Origin of the sequence: Actinomadura meridiana (assembly GCF_039537545.1) — a bacterium.
Lineage (GTDB): Bacteria > Actinomycetota > Actinomycetes > Streptosporangiales > Streptosporangiaceae > Spirillospora > Spirillospora meridiana.
Map to the genome: position 1 here is coordinate 124,512 of NZ_BAABAS010000006.1, position 16,238 is coordinate 140,749.

General features: G+C 68.8%; 16 protein-coding genes. 10 read left to right on the forward strand and 6 right to left on the reverse strand.

Going from position 1 to position 16,238, the window contains the following annotated elements; genetic code table 11:
* Positions 1–38: 38 nt before the first annotated feature.
* The 6 genes from atpA (at position 39) to ABD808_RS13835 (ending at position 6,609) form a co-directional block, all read left to right on the forward strand.
* Positions 39–1,673, forward strand: coding sequence for a F0F1 ATP synthase subunit alpha (atpA, locus tag ABD808_RS13810; RefSeq protein WP_344895628.1), 1,635 nt, complete (start codon positions 39–41; stop codon positions 1,671–1,673).
* A 5-nt stretch (positions 1,674–1,678) separates the two neighbouring features.
* On the forward strand, positions 1,679–2,575 hold the full coding sequence (locus tag ABD808_RS13815; RefSeq protein ID WP_344895631.1) for a F0F1 ATP synthase subunit gamma: 897 nt from the start codon (positions 1,679–1,681) through the stop codon (positions 2,573–2,575).
* A 2-nt stretch (positions 2,576–2,577) separates the two neighbouring features.
* Positions 2,578–4,008, forward strand: a complete 1,431-nt coding sequence (gene atpD, locus ABD808_RS13820; RefSeq protein ID WP_344895634.1) for a F0F1 ATP synthase subunit beta — start codon at positions 2,578–2,580, stop codon at positions 4,006–4,008.
* A gap of 60 nt (positions 4,009–4,068) precedes the next feature.
* Positions 4,069–4,455: a F0F1 ATP synthase subunit epsilon gene (locus ABD808_RS13825; RefSeq protein WP_344895637.1), complete on the forward strand. Its 387-nt coding sequence runs from the start codon at positions 4,069–4,071 to the stop codon at positions 4,453–4,455.
* A 21-nt stretch (positions 4,456–4,476) separates the two neighbouring features.
* Positions 4,477–4,941, forward strand: a complete 465-nt coding sequence (locus ABD808_RS13830; protein WP_344895640.1) for a DUF2550 domain-containing protein — start codon at positions 4,477–4,479, stop codon at positions 4,939–4,941.
* Between the two features lie 117 nt (positions 4,942–5,058).
* Entirely contained in the window at positions 5,059–6,609 is a 1,551-nt protein-coding gene (locus ABD808_RS13835; RefSeq protein WP_344895643.1) for a M28 family peptidase, read from the forward strand.
* A gap of 24 nt (positions 6,610–6,633) precedes the next feature.
* Here the strand turns inward: ABD808_RS13835 and ABD808_RS13840 are convergent, their stop codons facing one another.
* Both ABD808_RS13840 and ABD808_RS13845 read right to left on the reverse strand, forming a co-directional pair.
* Positions 6,634–7,566, reverse strand: a complete 933-nt coding sequence (locus ABD808_RS13840) for a DUF4097 family beta strand repeat-containing protein (RefSeq protein ID WP_344895645.1) — start codon at positions 7,564–7,566, stop codon at positions 6,634–6,636.
* Positions 7,567–7,867: 301 nt separating this feature from the next.
* A complete protein-coding gene (locus ABD808_RS13845; RefSeq protein ID WP_344895648.1) occupies positions 7,868–8,494 on the reverse strand; it encodes a cob(I)yrinic acid a,c-diamide adenosyltransferase in 627 nt (208 codons plus the stop codon).
* Positions 8,495–8,564: 70 nt separating this feature from the next.
* Between ABD808_RS13845 and ABD808_RS13850 the strand changes: the two genes are divergently transcribed.
* Positions 8,565–10,157, forward strand: a complete 1,593-nt coding sequence (locus ABD808_RS13850) for a GMC family oxidoreductase (protein WP_344895651.1) — start codon at positions 8,565–8,567, stop codon at positions 10,155–10,157.
* Here ABD808_RS13850 and ABD808_RS13855 read toward each other — a convergent pair.
* Together ABD808_RS13855 and ABD808_RS13860 are read right to left on the reverse strand one after the other, a co-directional pair.
* Positions 10,154–10,633 carry a hypothetical protein gene (locus ABD808_RS13855; RefSeq protein ID WP_344895654.1) on the reverse strand — a complete coding sequence of 160 codons (480 nt, stop codon included), beginning with the start codon at positions 10,631–10,633 and terminating at the stop codon, positions 10,154–10,156. The genes ABD808_RS13850 and ABD808_RS13855 overlap by 4 nt on opposite strands.
* A 37-nt stretch (positions 10,634–10,670) precedes the next feature.
* Positions 10,671–11,984, reverse strand: a complete 1,314-nt coding sequence (locus ABD808_RS13860) for a peptide deformylase (RefSeq protein ID WP_344895657.1) — start codon at positions 11,982–11,984, stop codon at positions 10,671–10,673.
* Positions 11,985–12,032: 48 nt separating this feature from the next.
* Here ABD808_RS13860 and ABD808_RS13865 point away from each other — a divergent pair, with 48 nt between their 5' ends.
* From ABD808_RS13865 to ABD808_RS13875, 3 genes are read left to right on the forward strand one after another with little or no spacing between them, the layout of a single operon-like run.
* Positions 12,033–13,193 carry a Gfo/Idh/MocA family protein gene (locus ABD808_RS13865; protein ID WP_344895661.1) on the forward strand — a complete coding sequence of 387 codons (1,161 nt, stop codon included), beginning with the start codon at positions 12,033–12,035 and terminating at the stop codon, positions 13,191–13,193.
* Entirely contained in the window at positions 13,190–14,407 is a 1,218-nt protein-coding gene (locus tag ABD808_RS13870) for a DegT/DnrJ/EryC1/StrS family aminotransferase (RefSeq protein ID WP_344895664.1), read from the forward strand. Before ABD808_RS13865 ends, ABD808_RS13870 begins: the two co-directional genes overlap by 4 nt.
* A complete protein-coding gene (locus ABD808_RS13875) occupies positions 14,404–14,865 on the forward strand; it encodes an NUDIX domain-containing protein (protein ID WP_344895667.1) in 462 nt (153 codons plus the stop codon). Before ABD808_RS13870 ends, ABD808_RS13875 begins: the two co-directional genes overlap by 4 nt.
* 110 nt (positions 14,866–14,975) lie before the next feature.
* Here the strand turns inward: ABD808_RS13875 and ABD808_RS13880 are convergent, their stop codons facing one another.
* Complete coding sequence (locus ABD808_RS13880; RefSeq protein ID WP_344897926.1) at positions 14,976–15,236, reverse strand: DUF397 domain-containing protein; 261 nt, start codon at positions 15,234–15,236, stop codon at positions 14,976–14,978.
* A gap of 2 nt (positions 15,237–15,238) precedes the next feature.
* A complete protein-coding gene (locus ABD808_RS13885; RefSeq protein WP_344895670.1) occupies positions 15,239–16,051 on the reverse strand; it encodes a helix-turn-helix domain-containing protein in 813 nt (270 codons plus the stop codon).
* Positions 16,052–16,238: the final 187 nt, after the last annotated feature.

Consider the following 16,238-nt stretch of genomic DNA (forward strand, 5'->3'; position numbering starts at 1 on the left):
GCCGGCAGAGCGGACTTCTGAGGAGCAAGAGAGGAATCATGGCGGAGCTGACGATCCGTCCGGATGAGATCCGGACCGCGCTGGAGCGCTTCGTCCAGTCGTACGAGCCCGAGGCCGCCGCGCGCGAAGAGGTCGGCACCGTCGTCGATTCCGGCGACGGTATCGCCCACATCGAGGGGCTGCCGTCCGCGATGGCGAACGAACTCCTTGAGTTCGAGGACGGTACCCGTGGCCTGGCTCTGAACCTGGACGTGCGCGAGATCGGCGCCGTTGTCCTTGGTGACTTCAGCAAGATCGAGGAGGGCCAGAAGGTCCGCCGCACCGGCGAGGTCCTTTCGGCCCCCGTCGGCGACGGCTTCCTCGGTCGCGTCGTCGACGCGCTGGGCAACCCCCTGGACGGCAAGGGCCCGATCGAGACGACCGAGCGCCGCGCGCTCGAACTACAGGCGCCGACGGTCGTGCAACGGCAGTCGGTGAGCGAGCCGTTGCAGACCGGCATCAAGGCGATCGACGCGATGACGCCGATCGGCCGCGGCCAGCGCCAGTTGATCATCGGTGACCGGCAGACGGGCAAGACGACCGTCTGCGTGGACACGATCATCAACCAGAAGGAGAACTGGGAGTCCGGCGACGAGAGCAGGCAGGTTCGCTGCATCTACGTCGCGGTCGGCCAGAAGGGCTCCACGATCGCCAACGTGCGCCGCTCCCTGGAGGAGGCCGGCGCGCTGGAGTACACCACGATCGTGGCGGCGCCCGCGTCCGAGCCGGCGGGCTTCAAGTACATCGCCCCCTACACCGGGTCCGCGATCGGGCAGCACTGGATGTACCAGGGCAAGCACGTCCTGATCATCTTCGACGACCTGTCGAAGCAGGCGGAGGCGTACCGCGCGGTGTCGCTGCTGCTGCGCCGCCCGCCGGGCCGCGAGGCCTACCCCGGTGACGTGTTCTACCTGCACTCCCGGCTGCTGGAGCGCTGCGCGAAGCTGTCGGACGAGATGGGTGCCGGTTCGATGACGGGCCTGCCGATCATCGAGACCAAGGGCAGCGACGTGTCGGCGTACATCCCGACGAACGTCATCTCCATCACCGACGGGCAGTGCTTCCTGGAGACGGACCTGTTCAACCAGGGCGTCCGCCCGGCGATCAACGTCGGCATCTCGGTGTCCCGGGTGGGCGGCGACGCGCAGATCAAGGCGATGAAGCAGGTCGCCGGCACGCTGCGCCTCGCGCTGTCGCAGTTCCGCGACCTGGAGGCGTTCGCCGCGTTCGCGTCCGACCTGGACGCGGCGTCCCGCGCGCAGCTCGACCGCGGTTCCCGGCTCGTGGAACTGCTCAAGCAGCCGCAGGGGTCGCCGTACCCGGTCGAGCAGGAGGTCGTGTCGGTGTGGGCGGGCACGTCCGGTGAGCTGGACGACGTCCCGGTCGCCGACATCCACCGCTTCGAGCGCGAGTTCCTCGACTACGTGGAGCGCGAGGCGGGCGGCGTGCTGACCACGATCCGGGAGACCGGCAAGCTGTCCGACGACGCCCTGACCGGTCTCAAGAGCGCCATCGCGGAGTTCAAGCGGGGCTTCCAGACCAATGAGGGCGAGCTCCTCGCGGAGGAGCCGGTCGAGCCGATCGACGACGAGGATGTCGAGCAGGAGACGATCACCCGCGTCAAGAAGGGCTGACGGCCATGGCCGCACAGCTTCGTCAACTCCGGCAGCGGATCAAGTCGGTCAAGTCGACCGCCAAGATCACGCGTGCCCAGGAGATGATCGCCACCTCGCGGATCGTCAGGGCCCAGCATGCGGTGGCGGCGTCCAAGCCGTACGCCGACCAGATCACGCAGGCCCTGACCGCGCTGGTGAGCCATCATGTCGGGATCGAGCATCCGCTGCTCCAGGAGCAGCCGACCGACAACCGCAGTGCCGTCCTGATCATCACCAGCGACCGCGGGTTCTGCGGCGCCTACAACGCCAACGTGATCCGCGAGGCGGAGGCGCTGATCGCGCGGTTGCGGGAGGAGGGGCGCGAGCCCGTCCCGTACGTGATCGGCAACAAGGGCATCACCTGGTACCGCTTCCGCGGCCGGGACGTCGCCGAGTCGTGGCACGGTTTCAGCGACCGGCCCGGTTTCGCCAACGCCGAACGGATCGGGCGGCGCCTCACCGAGGACTTCCTGAAGACCGACGCGGAGGGCGGGGTCGGTGAGATCCACGTGGTCTACACCGAGTTCGTCTCGATGCTGACGCAGGCGGTCCAGGTCCGGCGGCTGCTGCCGCTGGAGATCGAGGAGAGCGAGTCGGGGAAGGTCCCGCCCGCGTACGAGTTCGAGCCGTCCGCGTCGGCGGCGCTCGACCTGCTGCTGCCCAACTATGTCGAGAGCCGCATCTTCCACATGCTGCTTCAGTCGGCGGCGTCGTTCCAGGCGTCGGTCCGGCGGGCGATGAAGTCGGCGACCGACAATGCCAACGAACTGCTCGGGGTCTACACGCGCCAGATGAACCAGGCGCGGCAGGCCGCGATCACCCAGGAAATCAGCGAGATCGTCGGTGGCGCTGACGCGCTCGCCGAGTCTGGCGGGGAGTGATAATGACTGCTCAGGTAGAGACGGCGACCGCCACCGGGCGCGTCGCCCGTGTCATCGGCCCGGTCGTCGACGTGGAGTTCCCCGCCGACGCCATTCCGGAGATCTACAACGCGCTGCACGTGCGGGTCACGCTCGGCGGCGAGGAGAAGACCCTGACGCTGGAGGTCGCGCAGCACCTCGGCGACAACATGATCAGGGCCATCTCGATGCAGCCGACGGACGGCCTGGTCCGCGGCACCCCGGTGACCGACACGGCGAAGTCCATCGCGGTGCCCGTCGGCGACGTCACCAAGGGCCACGTGTGGAACACCCTCGGCGACGCGCTGGACGTCCCGACGGCCAGCCTTGAGATCAACGAGCGCTGGGGCATCCACCGGCGCGCCCCGGCGTTCGACCAGCTCGAGTCCAAGACCGAGATGCTGGAGACCGGCATCAAGGTCATCGACCTGCTGGCCCCCTACGTCAAGGGCGGCAAGATCGGCCTGTTCGGCGGCGCGGGCGTCGGCAAGACGGTGCTGATCCAGGAGATGATCCGCCGGGTCGCGCTGAACTTCGGTGGCACCTCGGTGTTCGCCGGGGTCGGCGAGCGCACCCGTGAGGGCAACGACCTCTGGGTCGAGATGGACGAGATGGACGTCCTCAAGGACACCGCCATGGTGTTCGGGCAGATGGACGAGCCGCCGGGCACCCGCCTGCGAGTCGCGCTGTCGGGCCTGACGATGGCGGAGTACTTCCGCGACGTGCAGGGCCAGGACGTGCTGCTGTTCATCGACAACATCTTCCGGTTCACGCAGGCCGGTTCGGAGGTGTCCACGCTGCTCGGGCGCATGCCGTCCGCGGTGGGCTACCAGCCGACGCTGGCCGACGAGATGGGCGTGCTCCAGGAGCGGATCACCTCGACGCGCGGTCACTCGATCACCTCGATGCAGGCGATCTACGTGCCCGCCGACGACATCACCGACCCGGCGCCGCACACCACGTTCGCGCACCTGGACGCCACCACGACCCTCGCGCGGAGCATCTCCGAGAAGGGCATCTTCCCGGCGGTCGACCCGCTCGACTCGACGTCCCGGATCATGGACCCGCAGATCCTCGGCCGCGAGCACTACGAGGTCGCGCAGGAGGTCAAGCGGATCCTCCAGAAGTACAAGGAGCTCCAGGACATCATCGCGATCCTCGGTATCGACGAGCTGTCGGAGGAGGACAAGGTCACCGTCCAGCGGGCGCGGCGCATCGAGCGTTTCCTGTCGCACCCGATGTACGTGGCCGAGAAGTTCACCGGCATCCCCGGGGTGACGCTGTCGAAGGACGAGACGGTCGCGTCCTTCAAGGCGATCGCCGAGGGCAAGTACGACCACCTTCCCGAGCAGGCGTTCTTCATGTGCGGCGGTATCGAGGACGCCGAGCGGAAGGCCAAGGAGCTGGAGAAGTAGTCCGCTCCGGCGGGGCCTCCCGGACGGGAGCGCCCCGCCGGAACCGAGGAGGAAGCAGACGTGGCAAACCTGAAGGTCGGGCTGGTCTCGCCGGAGCGCGAGATCTGGTCCGGCGAGGCCAGGATGGTGGTGGCCCAGACCATCGAGGGTTCGCTCGGCATCCTGCCGGGTCACGCCCCGGTGCTGGGCGTCCTCCTCGACGGCAGCGTGGTCAGGATCGAACCGGCGGACGGCGGTGAGACGATCTCCGCGATGGTCGGCAGCGGCTTCTTCTCGATCGCCGCCGACGAGGTGTCGGTGCTGGCCGAGCAGGCCGAGCTGGGCGAGGAGATCGACGTTCCGGACGCCCGGCGGGCGCTGGACGAGGCGGTCGCCGCCGAGAGCGAGGACTCGACGCTGGAGCGGCGGGCCCGGGCCCGGCTGCGCGCCGCCGGCGTCGAGGTCTAGGTTCGGCGGACGGCGGGAGATTTGGCCGAACATCTGGCATGGGATGCGGGCGGTGTGCTCGCCGTCGTCATCCTGGTCGTGTTGCTGCTGTTCGTGTCGATGGCGGTGCGCCGCCTGCTGTTCACGCGCGCGGGCGGCGCCGTGGAGTGCAGCCTTCGGGTGCTGTCCCGGGAGGGCGGAGCCCCGGGAGTGTGGCGCCTCGGCATCGGCCGCTACAAGGGCGATGTCCTGCAATGGCATCGTGTGTTCGGTTTTCGTCGCAGGCCCCGGCAGGTGATCCACCGCCGGGGCCTCGTCGTGTCCAACCGGCGCCGTCCCGGCCCGGAGGAGGCGGAGGGACTGCTGCCGGACGTGAGCGTCATCGAGGTCAGGGACGGTGACCTGACGGTGGAGCTGGCGATGGGCGCGGCGGCGTTGACGGGGTTCCTGGCGTGGTTGGAGGCGGCGCCGCCCGGTTCGCCGGTGGAGCCGCACCTACCGGAATGATTCGGTAAGGCGCAGGTATCGGATCGGTCTGACGGCCGCGTCGCCGCCCGCCGCGGCCGGGTAGCGGGGCGAGGATCGCTGCTGGTCAAGCTCTGTTTCCCGTCCGCAGGAGTTGCTGTGCGCAAGCTGCTCACCGGCGCCGCCGTGGCGCTTCCCGCCGCGTTCCTTCCCGCGGCCCTCGTTCCGGCGGCGCCGCCGGAGGTGCGGGTCGCGGCGCACCGTGATCTCGCGGCGGCCCCGGCCCGTCCCGACCTCGCCGGGCTCGTCACGGTGAAGGACGTCCAGGAGCATCTGCGGGCGTTCCAGGAGATCGCCGACTACAACGGCGGGAACCGCGCGGCGGGGACGTCCGGCTACGACGTGTCGGTGCGGTACGTCGCGGGACGGCTGCGCAAGGCGGGCCTCACCCCGAAGATCCAGAAGTTCGGTTACCTGTCGTGGCGGGAGAAGTCCGACGCGGTGCTGGCCCGGACGGAGCCGTCGAAGGCGTCCTACAAGCAGGGCGACGACTTCCTCACCCTGGAGTACTCGGGGTCGGGGGACGTGACCGCGCGGGTGGTCGCCGTCGACGTCCCGGTGAAGGGCGAGGGGACAAGCGGCTGCGAGAAGGACGACTTCAAGGGCTTCAAGAAGGGGTCGGTCGCGCTGGTGCAGCGCGGGTCGTGCACGTTCGCGGTGAAGGCCGCGAAGGCGCGGGCGGCGGGCGCGGCGGCCGTCGTGATCTTCAACAGGCCGGGGGAGAAGGGGCCGGTGCGCGGCACCCTGAACAAGCCGTCGAAGGTGCCGGTGGTCGGCCCGTCCCGGGAGGTCGGCGTCGCGCTGGCGAAGGCCGCGAAGAAGGGCGACCTGACGCTGCGGGTGCGCACCGACGCCGTGACGAAGAAGCGGACGACGTCCAACGTCATCGCCGACACCGAGCACGGCCGCGGCGACAACGTGGTGTTGGTCGGAGCGCATCTCGACAGCGTCCGGAAGGGCGCGGGGATCAACGACAACGGCACCGGCGCGGCGGCGCTCCTCGCCATGGCCACGAAGATCAAGGAGCTGGGGCGGGACGGTCTGCGCAACCGGGTCCGGTTCGCCTGGTGGGGCGCCGAGGAGGAGGGCCTGCGGGGTTCGGAGCACTATGTGCGGTCGCTGTCGGCGTCCCGCCGCGAGTCGATCGCGTTGGCCCTCAACGTCGACATGCTCGGCTCGGTCAACGGAACCCGTGGCGTGTACGACGGTGACCGCTCCACCCGCGCCGGGACCCGCGCGCCCGCCGGGTCCGGCGCGATCGAGAAGATGTTCCGGGACTACTTCAAGGGCCGCCACCTGCCAACGACCGAGCACGTCTTCAATGGACGGTCCGACTACGGCCCGTTCATCGCGGCCGGTATCCCGGCCGGGGGAATGGCGACCGGGGCGGACGGCGTGAAGACGGCCGCCGAGGCCAAGGCGTACGGCGGCAAGGCGGGCAAGCCGTACGACCCGTGCTACCACGAGAAGTGCGACCGGTTGAAGAACGTGAACCTGAAGCTGCTCGACACCACCGCCGACGGCCTCGCGCACGTCGTCCAGCACCTGGCGCGCACGACCGTCGCGGTGAACGGCGGCGCGCGCCTTTCCGTTGTCGAGACCGTCCCGGTGTACACGCCGGTGTGGCGAGGGTCCCACCAGGTCCGCTAGGCAGGGTCCGCTAGGCGGGGTTCGCTAGTTGGGGTAGACGCAGACGTCGCCGTCGTTGCTGTGCAGCACGAGCCGGCGGCCGGACCGCGAGTCCTGCTGGACGGCCGGGTCGATCCGCCGGGCGCCGTCGTTGCTGGACAGGTCGATGGCGTAGGCCTGATCGGTCGGGACGTGGACCCGCACCGTGCCGCTGGCGCTGGTGGCGCGGACGTTCGAGGGCGCCGTGGCGAGCCGCAGGTCGATGTCGCCGTCGTCGGTCTTCGCGGTGACCCGTTCGGAGGTCAGCTCGCTCCCGCCGATCGAGCCGCTGTTGGTGCGGACGTCGGCGACGGTGGCCCGCCCGCCCAGCCCGATGCTGCCGTCGCTCGTGGACGCGTTCAGCCGGTCGGTCGTGAGGCCGGTGGTGTTGATCGAGCCGCTGTCGGTGTGCAGGTTGACGGTCTTCGCTCGTCCCGACACCTGGATGGCGCCGTCGTCGGTGTCGAGCGACACCGTGGTCGCGCGCAGGTCGGTCACCGTCAGCCTGCCGTTGTCGGTGTGCAGCTTGACGGTCCCGGCGAGCCCGGACGCGACGATCGCCCCGTCGTCGTTGTCGACCTCCACGGGCGTCGTGCGCGGCACTTGGACGCGGTACGACACCGAGCACTTGGTGTACCCGATCGAGGCCCTCGCGCACTTGGACGACAGCGTGAGCGTGCCGTCCTCGACGGTGTGCCGGGGGCCCGGCTTGTTCTTGCCGTTGGACCAGCTCAGCCGTTCCCGCACCTTGATGTCGGGCGAGTCGGACGCCGTGATCTCCACCCGGGCGCCGCCCGACCTGATCTTCAGCGCGGTGATGCCCGGGGGAGCGGTGTAGGCGCGGTCCTCGTGGTGGGTGCCGAAGGACAGGTTGCCGCAGCCGGTCAACGTCGCGGCGGCCCCCGCCACCAGAACGGCCGTGATCGTCAGGGTCCTCACGTGGTCACTCCCGTTGTCGCTGTGCGCCCGTATGGACCAAGCCTGCTCGGAACGGGCGGGCGTCACCAGGAGGGGAGCCGGTCTTCCCGGGGTGGGGATAACCCCACCCCGGGCCGGTCTCCTGTGGGGGGGCGACCCCCCACACCCCCCGGAATGGGGCCGGTCTCCTGTGGGGGGGCGACCCCCCACACCCCCCGGAATGGGGCCGGTCTCCTGTGGGGGGACGACCCCCCACACCCCCCGGAATGGGGCCGGTCTCCTGTGGGGGGACGACCCCCCACACCCCCCGGAATGGGGCCGGTCAGCGGTCCCCGCCGGGCTTCCACAGGACGTCCCCGTGCCCGGTGTTGGCGACACGGCACAGGATGAACAGCAGGTCGGACAGCCGGTTCAGGTACCGGGCGGTCAGTGGGTTCACGCCGCCCTCGACGGCGTCCGGGTCACCGCCGGCGGCCGCGCCGTGCGCCTCCAGGGCCGCCCACGCGGACCGTTCGGCGCGGCGGCTGACCGTCCGCGCGACGTGCAGCAGCGCCGCGCCCGGCGTCCCGCCCGGGAGGATGAAGCTGCGCAGGGCGGGGAGAGCCGCGTTGTGCTCGTCGCACGCCGCCTCCAGCCGTTCCACGTAGGAGTCGTCGACGCGCAGTGGCGGGTACTGCGGGTCGGGCACGACCGGGGCGCACAGGTCGGCGCCCACGTCGAACAGTTCGTTCTGGACGCGGGTCAGCAGTGTGACCAGGTCGTCCGGGAGTGAGCCGAGCGCGACGGCCGTGCCGATCGCGGCGTTGGTCTCCTCGACATCGGCGTAGGCGGCGAGCCTCGGGTCGGTCTTGGGGGTCCTGGACCCGTCGCCGAGCGCGGTGGTTCCGTCGTCGCCCGTCCGGGTGTAGATCCGCGAAAGGACGACGGGGTTGTCCCTGTTCTTCGCCATGTCGATCAGCCTAGCCCGCCGCGTCCAGAAGCCCGTTCGGTAGGGTTTCGGGAAACACCCGGAGGCCGCCGTGTACGACTACATCATCGTGGGGGCGGGCAGCGCGGGATGCGTCCTGGCCGCCCGGCTGACCGAGGACCCGTCCGTCCGGGTCCTGCTGCTGGAGGCGGGTCCACCCGACGACGCGGCCGAGATCCACATCCCGGCCGCCTCGGGTGCCCTGTTCAAGGGTCCCTACGACTGGGACTACTCGACCGTCCCGCAGGAGCACGCCGCTGGACGCAGCGTGTACTGGCCGCGTGGCCGGACGCTCGGCGGCAGTTCGTCCACCAACGCGATGGTCTACATTCGCGGCTCCCGCCACGACTACGACACCTGGCGCGACGCCTACGGCTGCGACGGTTGGGGTTACGAGGACCTGCTGCCCTACTTTCGCCGCGCGGAAGATCAGCAGCGCGGCGACATCCCGTACCACGGCGTCGGCGGGCCGCTTCGCGTGGAAGATCCTCGTTACCGGCATCCTCTGACGCGCGCTTGGGTGCAGTCGGCGAAGGCGTACGGGTTGGCCGCGAACCCCGATTTCAACGGTGCCGAGCAGGACGGTGTCGGCTTCTACCAGGTCACCTGCAAGCGCGGGCGTCGTTGGTCGGCGGCTGCCGCCTATCTGCGTCCGGCTCAGGAGCGGCCCAACCTCACGGTCGTCACCGACGCCCTCGTCTCGCGGGTCCTGTTCGAGGACGGGCGTGCGACCGGTGTCCGGTACGAGGTGCGCGGCGAGAGCCTGTCGGACCGTGCCGAGGCCGAGGTGATCCTGGCGGGCGGCACGGTGAACAGCCCGCAACTCCTGATGCTCTCCGGCATCGGCCCCGCCGACCACCTGCGTTCGCTCGGCATCGACGTCCTGGTCGACTCCCCGGTCGGACGCGGCCTCCAAGACCACCCGTTCGTGAACGTCGCGTACGCCACCCCTCGGACCAAGGTGCTGTGGGAGCTGGCGAACGCCCGCGCCCTAGCCCTCTACCAGACGGTCGGACGCGGCCCGTACACGTCCAACGTCGCCGAAGCGGGCGGTTTCGTCCGGACGACCGAGGGCCTGCCCGCCCCCGATCTCCAGTACCACGTCCTGCCGTCCCCGTTCGTCAACCAGGGCCTCACCGAAATCTCAGAACGCGTCCTCTCTGTCCTGGTCACCGCAGTCGCCGTGCGGAGCCGGGGCGCCCTCACCCTCCGCTCCGCCAGCCCGAACGCCAAACCCCTGATCGACCCGGCCTACCTCTCCGACAAGGCCGACCTGGACGTCCTGGTCGCGGGCGTCCGCCAGGCCCGCGAGATCGCCGCGACGGGCCCACTGTCGTCCCTCACCACCGGCGAATGGGCCCCCGGCGAACAGGCCGACACCGACGAGGCAGTGATCGACTACATCCGCCGCGAGTGCGGGACCCTCTTCCACCCCACCAGCACCTGCGCGATGGGCACGGGCAACGCCGTCTGCGACACCGACCTCCGCGTCCGAGGCGTCGAGGGGCTCCGCGTAGTGGACGCCTCGGTCATGCCCGCCGTCCCCCGAGGCAACACGAACGCCCCCACCATCGCCATAGCCGAACGTGCCGCCGACCTAATCCGCAACAACACCCCTCTAAAACCCGCCAACACCCAGAACTAACTCCTCTCGGCCTCCTCACGCTGCGACGCTCCGACCGCCGCGCAAACCGCGAGCGTGACGGCGGTGAAACCAAGAACGGCAACAGCCGGATTCACATATCCGGGTACAGCGGCCTCATAGCTACCCCCACCCGCCACATGGCACCCGAACCCCAGGGGAACGAACGAAGGCTCGTACCGGTCGACATCCCCCGCACGCGCCGCCCCCACCGCCGCCTTGCACTCCTGGTCCGCCGTCGTCTTGTCGATGACGAGATGCAACGCCCCCCACACGTACATCCCGATCGCAGCGGCAGCGACAACAGCCGTAAGACAACGCACCCCAACACCGGGCGACCGGCGATACCCCAGGCTGTACCAGTACAGGCGCCTGATCACATAGCTCACCAGCCATAACGTGACCACCGCCCCAACGAGAAGGATCACTAATAAGACCCTCGGGTTGGGCAGCGCGAAATGTTCTTCTGGCATCAGCATCCCTCACATGTTCCTGGAGATTCCGAATCAAGGGACTTCAGCGGTAGGACCAGGCACGGCCGGTTCCTCGGTAATTCTCGACGGGAATCGGATGAATGCCATCGCGCATCCGATCGGTGTAGAGGCGCCCGTACAGGTGGTCGATCTCGTGTCCAGCCAGGCGGGCGAGTGCGGCGTTCAGGATGACGATCCCCGACTGCCCGTCCAGACGGGTATGGGCGACTTCTAGTCGGAGTGGACGGGGCACCAGGCCGCGCACGTCGAAGAAGCTGAGGCAACCCTCGTACTGCTCGTCGGTCTCGGGCGATGCGTTGATCACACGGGGGTTGAGCAGCACGAGCGGCTCGGCGTCGGGATCGGGCGGGGCGATGACGGCGGCTTTCATTCGGTCGCTGGCGGTGCGTAGTTCGGGCCGGGGCTGATCGGCATCCCCGTCGCGGGCGCGGAACCGCCATTCCAGCCTGTAGCGGGCGCCCATCGGCGGGTCCTGGGTGGCCCAGGAGAAGACAAGTCGATCCCCGCCCTCGGTGCGAGTGATGGGTGTGCGCAGGGGGACGGCTTCCGCGGTGGTGGAGGTTTCGGTGCCCCATACCACCGGGTCCAGCTCAGCCGGGAAAACCAGCTCGACGGACAGACGACGTGTCGGCAGGCGGACGGCGCGCTGGAACCATGGGCCCCAGCGCCCGTCGTCGACCTGGTAGCCGTACTCGATGGTCGAGTGCTGGCCGGGGTAGAGGGGGAAGCGTCCGCGATCGTTGTCCAGGCACAGCCACGCCTCTTTGAACGAGTCGCGATCTTGCTTGGGGCGCCAGTTCATGGGTTCGCCGCCACAGGTCGCGGTGAGCGCGAGTTCGTCCCAGGTGAGCGGCCGGGTCCGATACAGGGCGTTGGACCGGTCGGGTCGGCCGGGGTAGCGGTCGACGCTGATGCGGATCAGGTAGCGGGTGACCGGTTCGGCGCCGCCGTTGAACAGTCGGCGCCGTTGCATCGGCCGGTACGTCGTCCCGTCGTATTCCAGCCGGGCATGGTCCTCCTCCACGACCAGGCCCTCGACGTTGCTCGCACCGGTGCTGGCCCCGGCGGCTCGGGACGGCCCGTCGGCTCGCCACGTCTGCCACAACGAGCCGTCCGCGCTGAGCACGCTGTCGGCCTTGCGGACGAAGTCCTCACTGGCCGGATGGCGTCCAGCCTCCACGTGGCTGACGTAGGACGGGTCGAAACCCATCGCCGCCGCCAGCTTCTTCTTCGACATCGCGCGGTGTTCGCGCCACCGGGTCAAGACCTCGCCGAACGGAGGCGTCCCCTGGGCGGAGGCGGTCCTTGGATCATCGGCGGAGTGCTGGGCGCCCATGTCCCAATCATCTCTTCAATCCGGGCTGAGCGAATGAATGAACCGTGAATGAGGTCCCGTCAGCGTGGCCTCACAGACCGTATCGAGAGTTCCCTCACTGGTGACGACAACCTCCAGGAGGCGCTCGATGACTCGCCCAGCTCCCCCGCCGATCGGGACTTGCGGTTCCTGATCGTCGGCGCCGGGCAGCGCACCGTCGATGTGCTGCTGCCCGCGTTGCACCGGGCCATGCCGACCGCTCGCGTCGCGGCGATCTGTGACCCAGATCCTGCCGTGACAGTCCGGATCGCCGGGCTGACGCAAGCCGGACGTCTGGTCGATGACATCTCGGTGTTCGCCGAGCTGGACCCAGCTCTGGCCGCGGGCCCGTACCAGGTCGCGATCCTGGCCTGCCCGCACGACCTGCACCAAGAGGCGACACTTCGGCTGCCCGACGCGCACATCGCGGTGTGGAAGGAGAAGCCCTATGCCCTCACTCTCCAGCAGACCGTCCACCTGGCAACCCGCGACGTGCGAGTGCTGGCACATCGTCCACACGGGCAGCTGCTACAGATCGCGACCGACCGCATGGCCGCGTGGGGACGGCTGCTGTCGTACCGAATCCGGATCACCCGCCCTACCGGCGACTACACCGGCACCTGGCGCGCTTCGGCCGAACGCGCGGGCGGCGGCGCCATCTGCGACCTGGGCTACCACGCCTTCGACCTGATCAGCCGCCTTACGACACGGCCCTCCGTGCGACCCGCCACCGTCTACGCGGTCACCACCAGCTCTCCAGCGCACCGGCCCGCCGTTGAGGTGGAGGAGAGCGCCCACCTGACCATCACCCACGTCGACGGATGCGCGGGCACCGTGCACCTGTCGCGCTGCGAAGAGCGTGCCGACGAGATCGACCTGGTCGCCGAGCGAGGACGCGTCACGATCTCTGGCGACCGGTCCGTGCTTCGCATCACCACTCCAGCCGGACGAACCCACCACACCGAGCTGACCGCCGCCGCCAACGATCCGTGGGCGGCAATGCTGCGCCACCACGCCCGGACCCTCGGCGACACTGTCGTCACCGCCGCCGAGGCCCGCATCGGGATCGCCGCGACCGCGCTGATGGAGGCAGCCTACGCCTCGGTGCGGCTGGGCCGTCCCGCCCAGGTAGCCTCCTGCGCCGGCGCTGGTCCGGCGACCGTCCCCACTCTGGAAGGGCGCGCATCATGACCTTCGCGTGGCCGCCCATCGACGCCGAGGTCTCCGCTGCGGTCACCCGGCAACTGCACACGACGGTCTCCATCTACGACCGGTCGGGCATCATCGCCCGGTTCGAGGACGCCTTCGCCGCCCGTCACAATGCCCCGTACGCGCTGCTGACTTCGTCCGGTACCGCGGCGCTGCACTCGGCCTACTACGCACTCGGCCTCGGCCCCGGCGACGAGGTGATCGTGCAGGACTACACCTTCTTCGCCACCGCCACCCCGCTGCTCCAACTGGGTGCCGTCCCGGTCTCGGCCGACATCGACATCCACGGCGAGCTCGACCTCGAACGCGCGGACAAGCTAATCACCGACCGCACCAAAACCGTGGTCATCACGCACATGTGGGGCAACCCGCAGAACACCCGGCGGCTGCGGGACTGGTGCAATGCGCGCGGGCTGGCGCTGGTGGAGGACTGCTCCCACGCCCACGGCGCCGCCCGCGACGGCGTCAGCGTCGGTGAACTCGCCGACGCCGCCTGCTGGAGCCTGCAAGGCCGCAAGACCATCACCGCCGGTGAGGGCGGCATCCTGACCACCCCGCACCGTGAGATCTACGAGAAGGCGAATCTCCTCGGACACTTCAACAAGCGTGCCTCAGCCGAAGTGAGGGCCGAATCGCCGCTGTACCGGTTCGCCGAGACCGGCCTCGGACTCAAGTACCGGGCACACCCGCTCGGGCTGGCGATGGCCGAGGTTTACCTGCGGCGCCTGGACGACTGGCTACGCACGCGCGAGCGCCACGCCGCCCGACTGGAGCATCTGCTGGCCGGACGAGCCGGCATCGGCGTCCTCACCCCGACCGGCCCCGACCGGTCCGCCACCTTCTACGCCTTCGTGTTCACCGTCGACCCGAAAACCGCCGGGTTCTCCCGCGATGCTCTCCTCCGCACCCTCCGGCGGTGCGGATACGCCGAGATCACCACCTGCGACGCGATGCGGCCGCTACACACCTACCCGGTCTTCGCCGCACCCAGATCACCGGTCACCATCTATGAGACGTCCTGTATACGCTGCGATGCGCACGTCGCCGAACACCTGGCCGCCACCTCGTTACGGATCAACGTTCCCGCTGACGACGGGCCGGATGGACGCGCCTACATCAACACCGCGATCGACACCCTCGGCCGAGCCCTGAACGTCCTCGCCTCACCGCCTGGCCGGACTACGCTGCCATCGTGACCGCCGCATCGCGCCTCGACATCCAGCAGTTGCACGCCGACGCCGACCGCGACGGCATCACCAAACTCGTGGTCGGCGCCATCGTTCACACCGCCGACCGAGTGCTCATCCTGCGCCGCTCCGCCGAGGACACGTTCATGGCCGGTATCGAAGAACTCCCCTCAGGCGGCGTTGAGCCAGGCGAGAACCTGCTCACCGCGCTGGAACGCGAGCTCGCCGAAGAAATCGGCTGGACCGGACCACTCATCCTCGATCCCGGCTTCGTCGCCCACTTCGACTACATCTCCGGATCAGGCCGTCGAGCCCGTCAACATATGTTCGGCGTACCTCACCACGCCCGGCCCATTGTCCTGAGTAACGAGCACACCGCCTACCGATGGCTCCATCCCGCCGACCTGGCAGACTCCGACGTCACTGACGAGACTGCTCAGGCAATCCGGGACTGGGCCGCCCCGTGACTCCAGTCCGCACGTTCTACCGAGTCGGGGCCTCACGGATCAACGGGCCCGCCAACACCCCAGCGGCAATGGCGACGCCCCTGCCCAGTGGGCAGGGGCGGGGGTCTCTGTCAGAGGTCGAGTGCGCCTGCTTTGGCCTGGGCGAGGAGTTCACCGAAGGCGGCACGGTCGAGGGTGAGGTGTCCGGCGCCGGGATCCTTGCTGTCCCGAACCCCGATGACAGCGTCCGTCCGAGCCACCTCTACACACTGGCCGCTTTGTCCGCCGCTGTAGCTGCTCTTGCGCCAGCCTCGCGCGACTTCCACGCACATGCCGCTGTCTCCGCCGCTGCGGCTGCTCTTGCGCCAGCGGGCGGACGAGAAGTCGATCATGGTCACAGTTCCTCCAACGCCTTACGGATTGCGGCCTGCGAGTCCTCAGCGTTCAGTGCCTTGGACCTGATCAACTCAAACAATACGCCAAGATCGGCGACATATCCGTCATCGTCGATCAGGCGGCCGCGACCGCATGCCATCTCGGCATAGGCGGAGTCGGGTGCTCCTGGTGAGCACAGGATCGTGAAAGATCCTTCGGGGAACAGCTCGGCGTCCTCCGGAACCACGTGGATATGGATGTGAGGCAATGCTGCCAGGTCCAGAAGGTGCTGTAGCTGGACGTGCATGACCTCTTGGCCGCCAAATCGGCGGCGGAGCGCCGATGCGTCCAGAAGAGCGACGATCACAGGTGGGTTCTCCCGGTACAGGATCTCCTGCCTTTGCATCCGCTCGGCCAGTAGCTGTTCGAGTTTTTCCGGCGGCTGAAACACTCGCAGGATGGCGCGGGCGTAGTCCTCCGTGTGGAAGAGGCCAGTGATCGCGAAGTTCTCGTACTTCTTCATCATGCCCGCCGCGGCCTCGGCGTCGACGAACTCCGGGAAGCCTGCCGGGAGGCCGGTCTCCTCGATGACTCGGGGGTAGAGGGCCTCGAAGAACTGGTCGAGGCCGAAGACCTCGTCGAGCTTCTGGCAGACCTTGAAGGTCGGACGGCGTGTGCAGAGTTCGATCCCGCTGACCAGGCTGCCGGAGATGTTCACTTTTGCTCCGAGTGCGGGCTGTGACCAGCCTTTTCCCTCTCGATACCGCTTGAGGTGGTAGGCGAAGAATGCTCGGGCCGATTCGGACGGGAGCGACGTTGGCAAGGAAATCATTCCTCCCTACACGGGGTTTTGTGCTGGTGGCCGGTCTGTTGTGTAGACGAAGCCGTAGCCGAGAGTAGCCGGATGATTGAGGATTGGGAGCTGAAGCAGCGGATTTCTGCATGACAAAGAGGTCGATCATGAAATTCGGCAAAGGTTCCGGCTGCCCTTCTTCCAGAGGGAAACATGAAAATTTCCC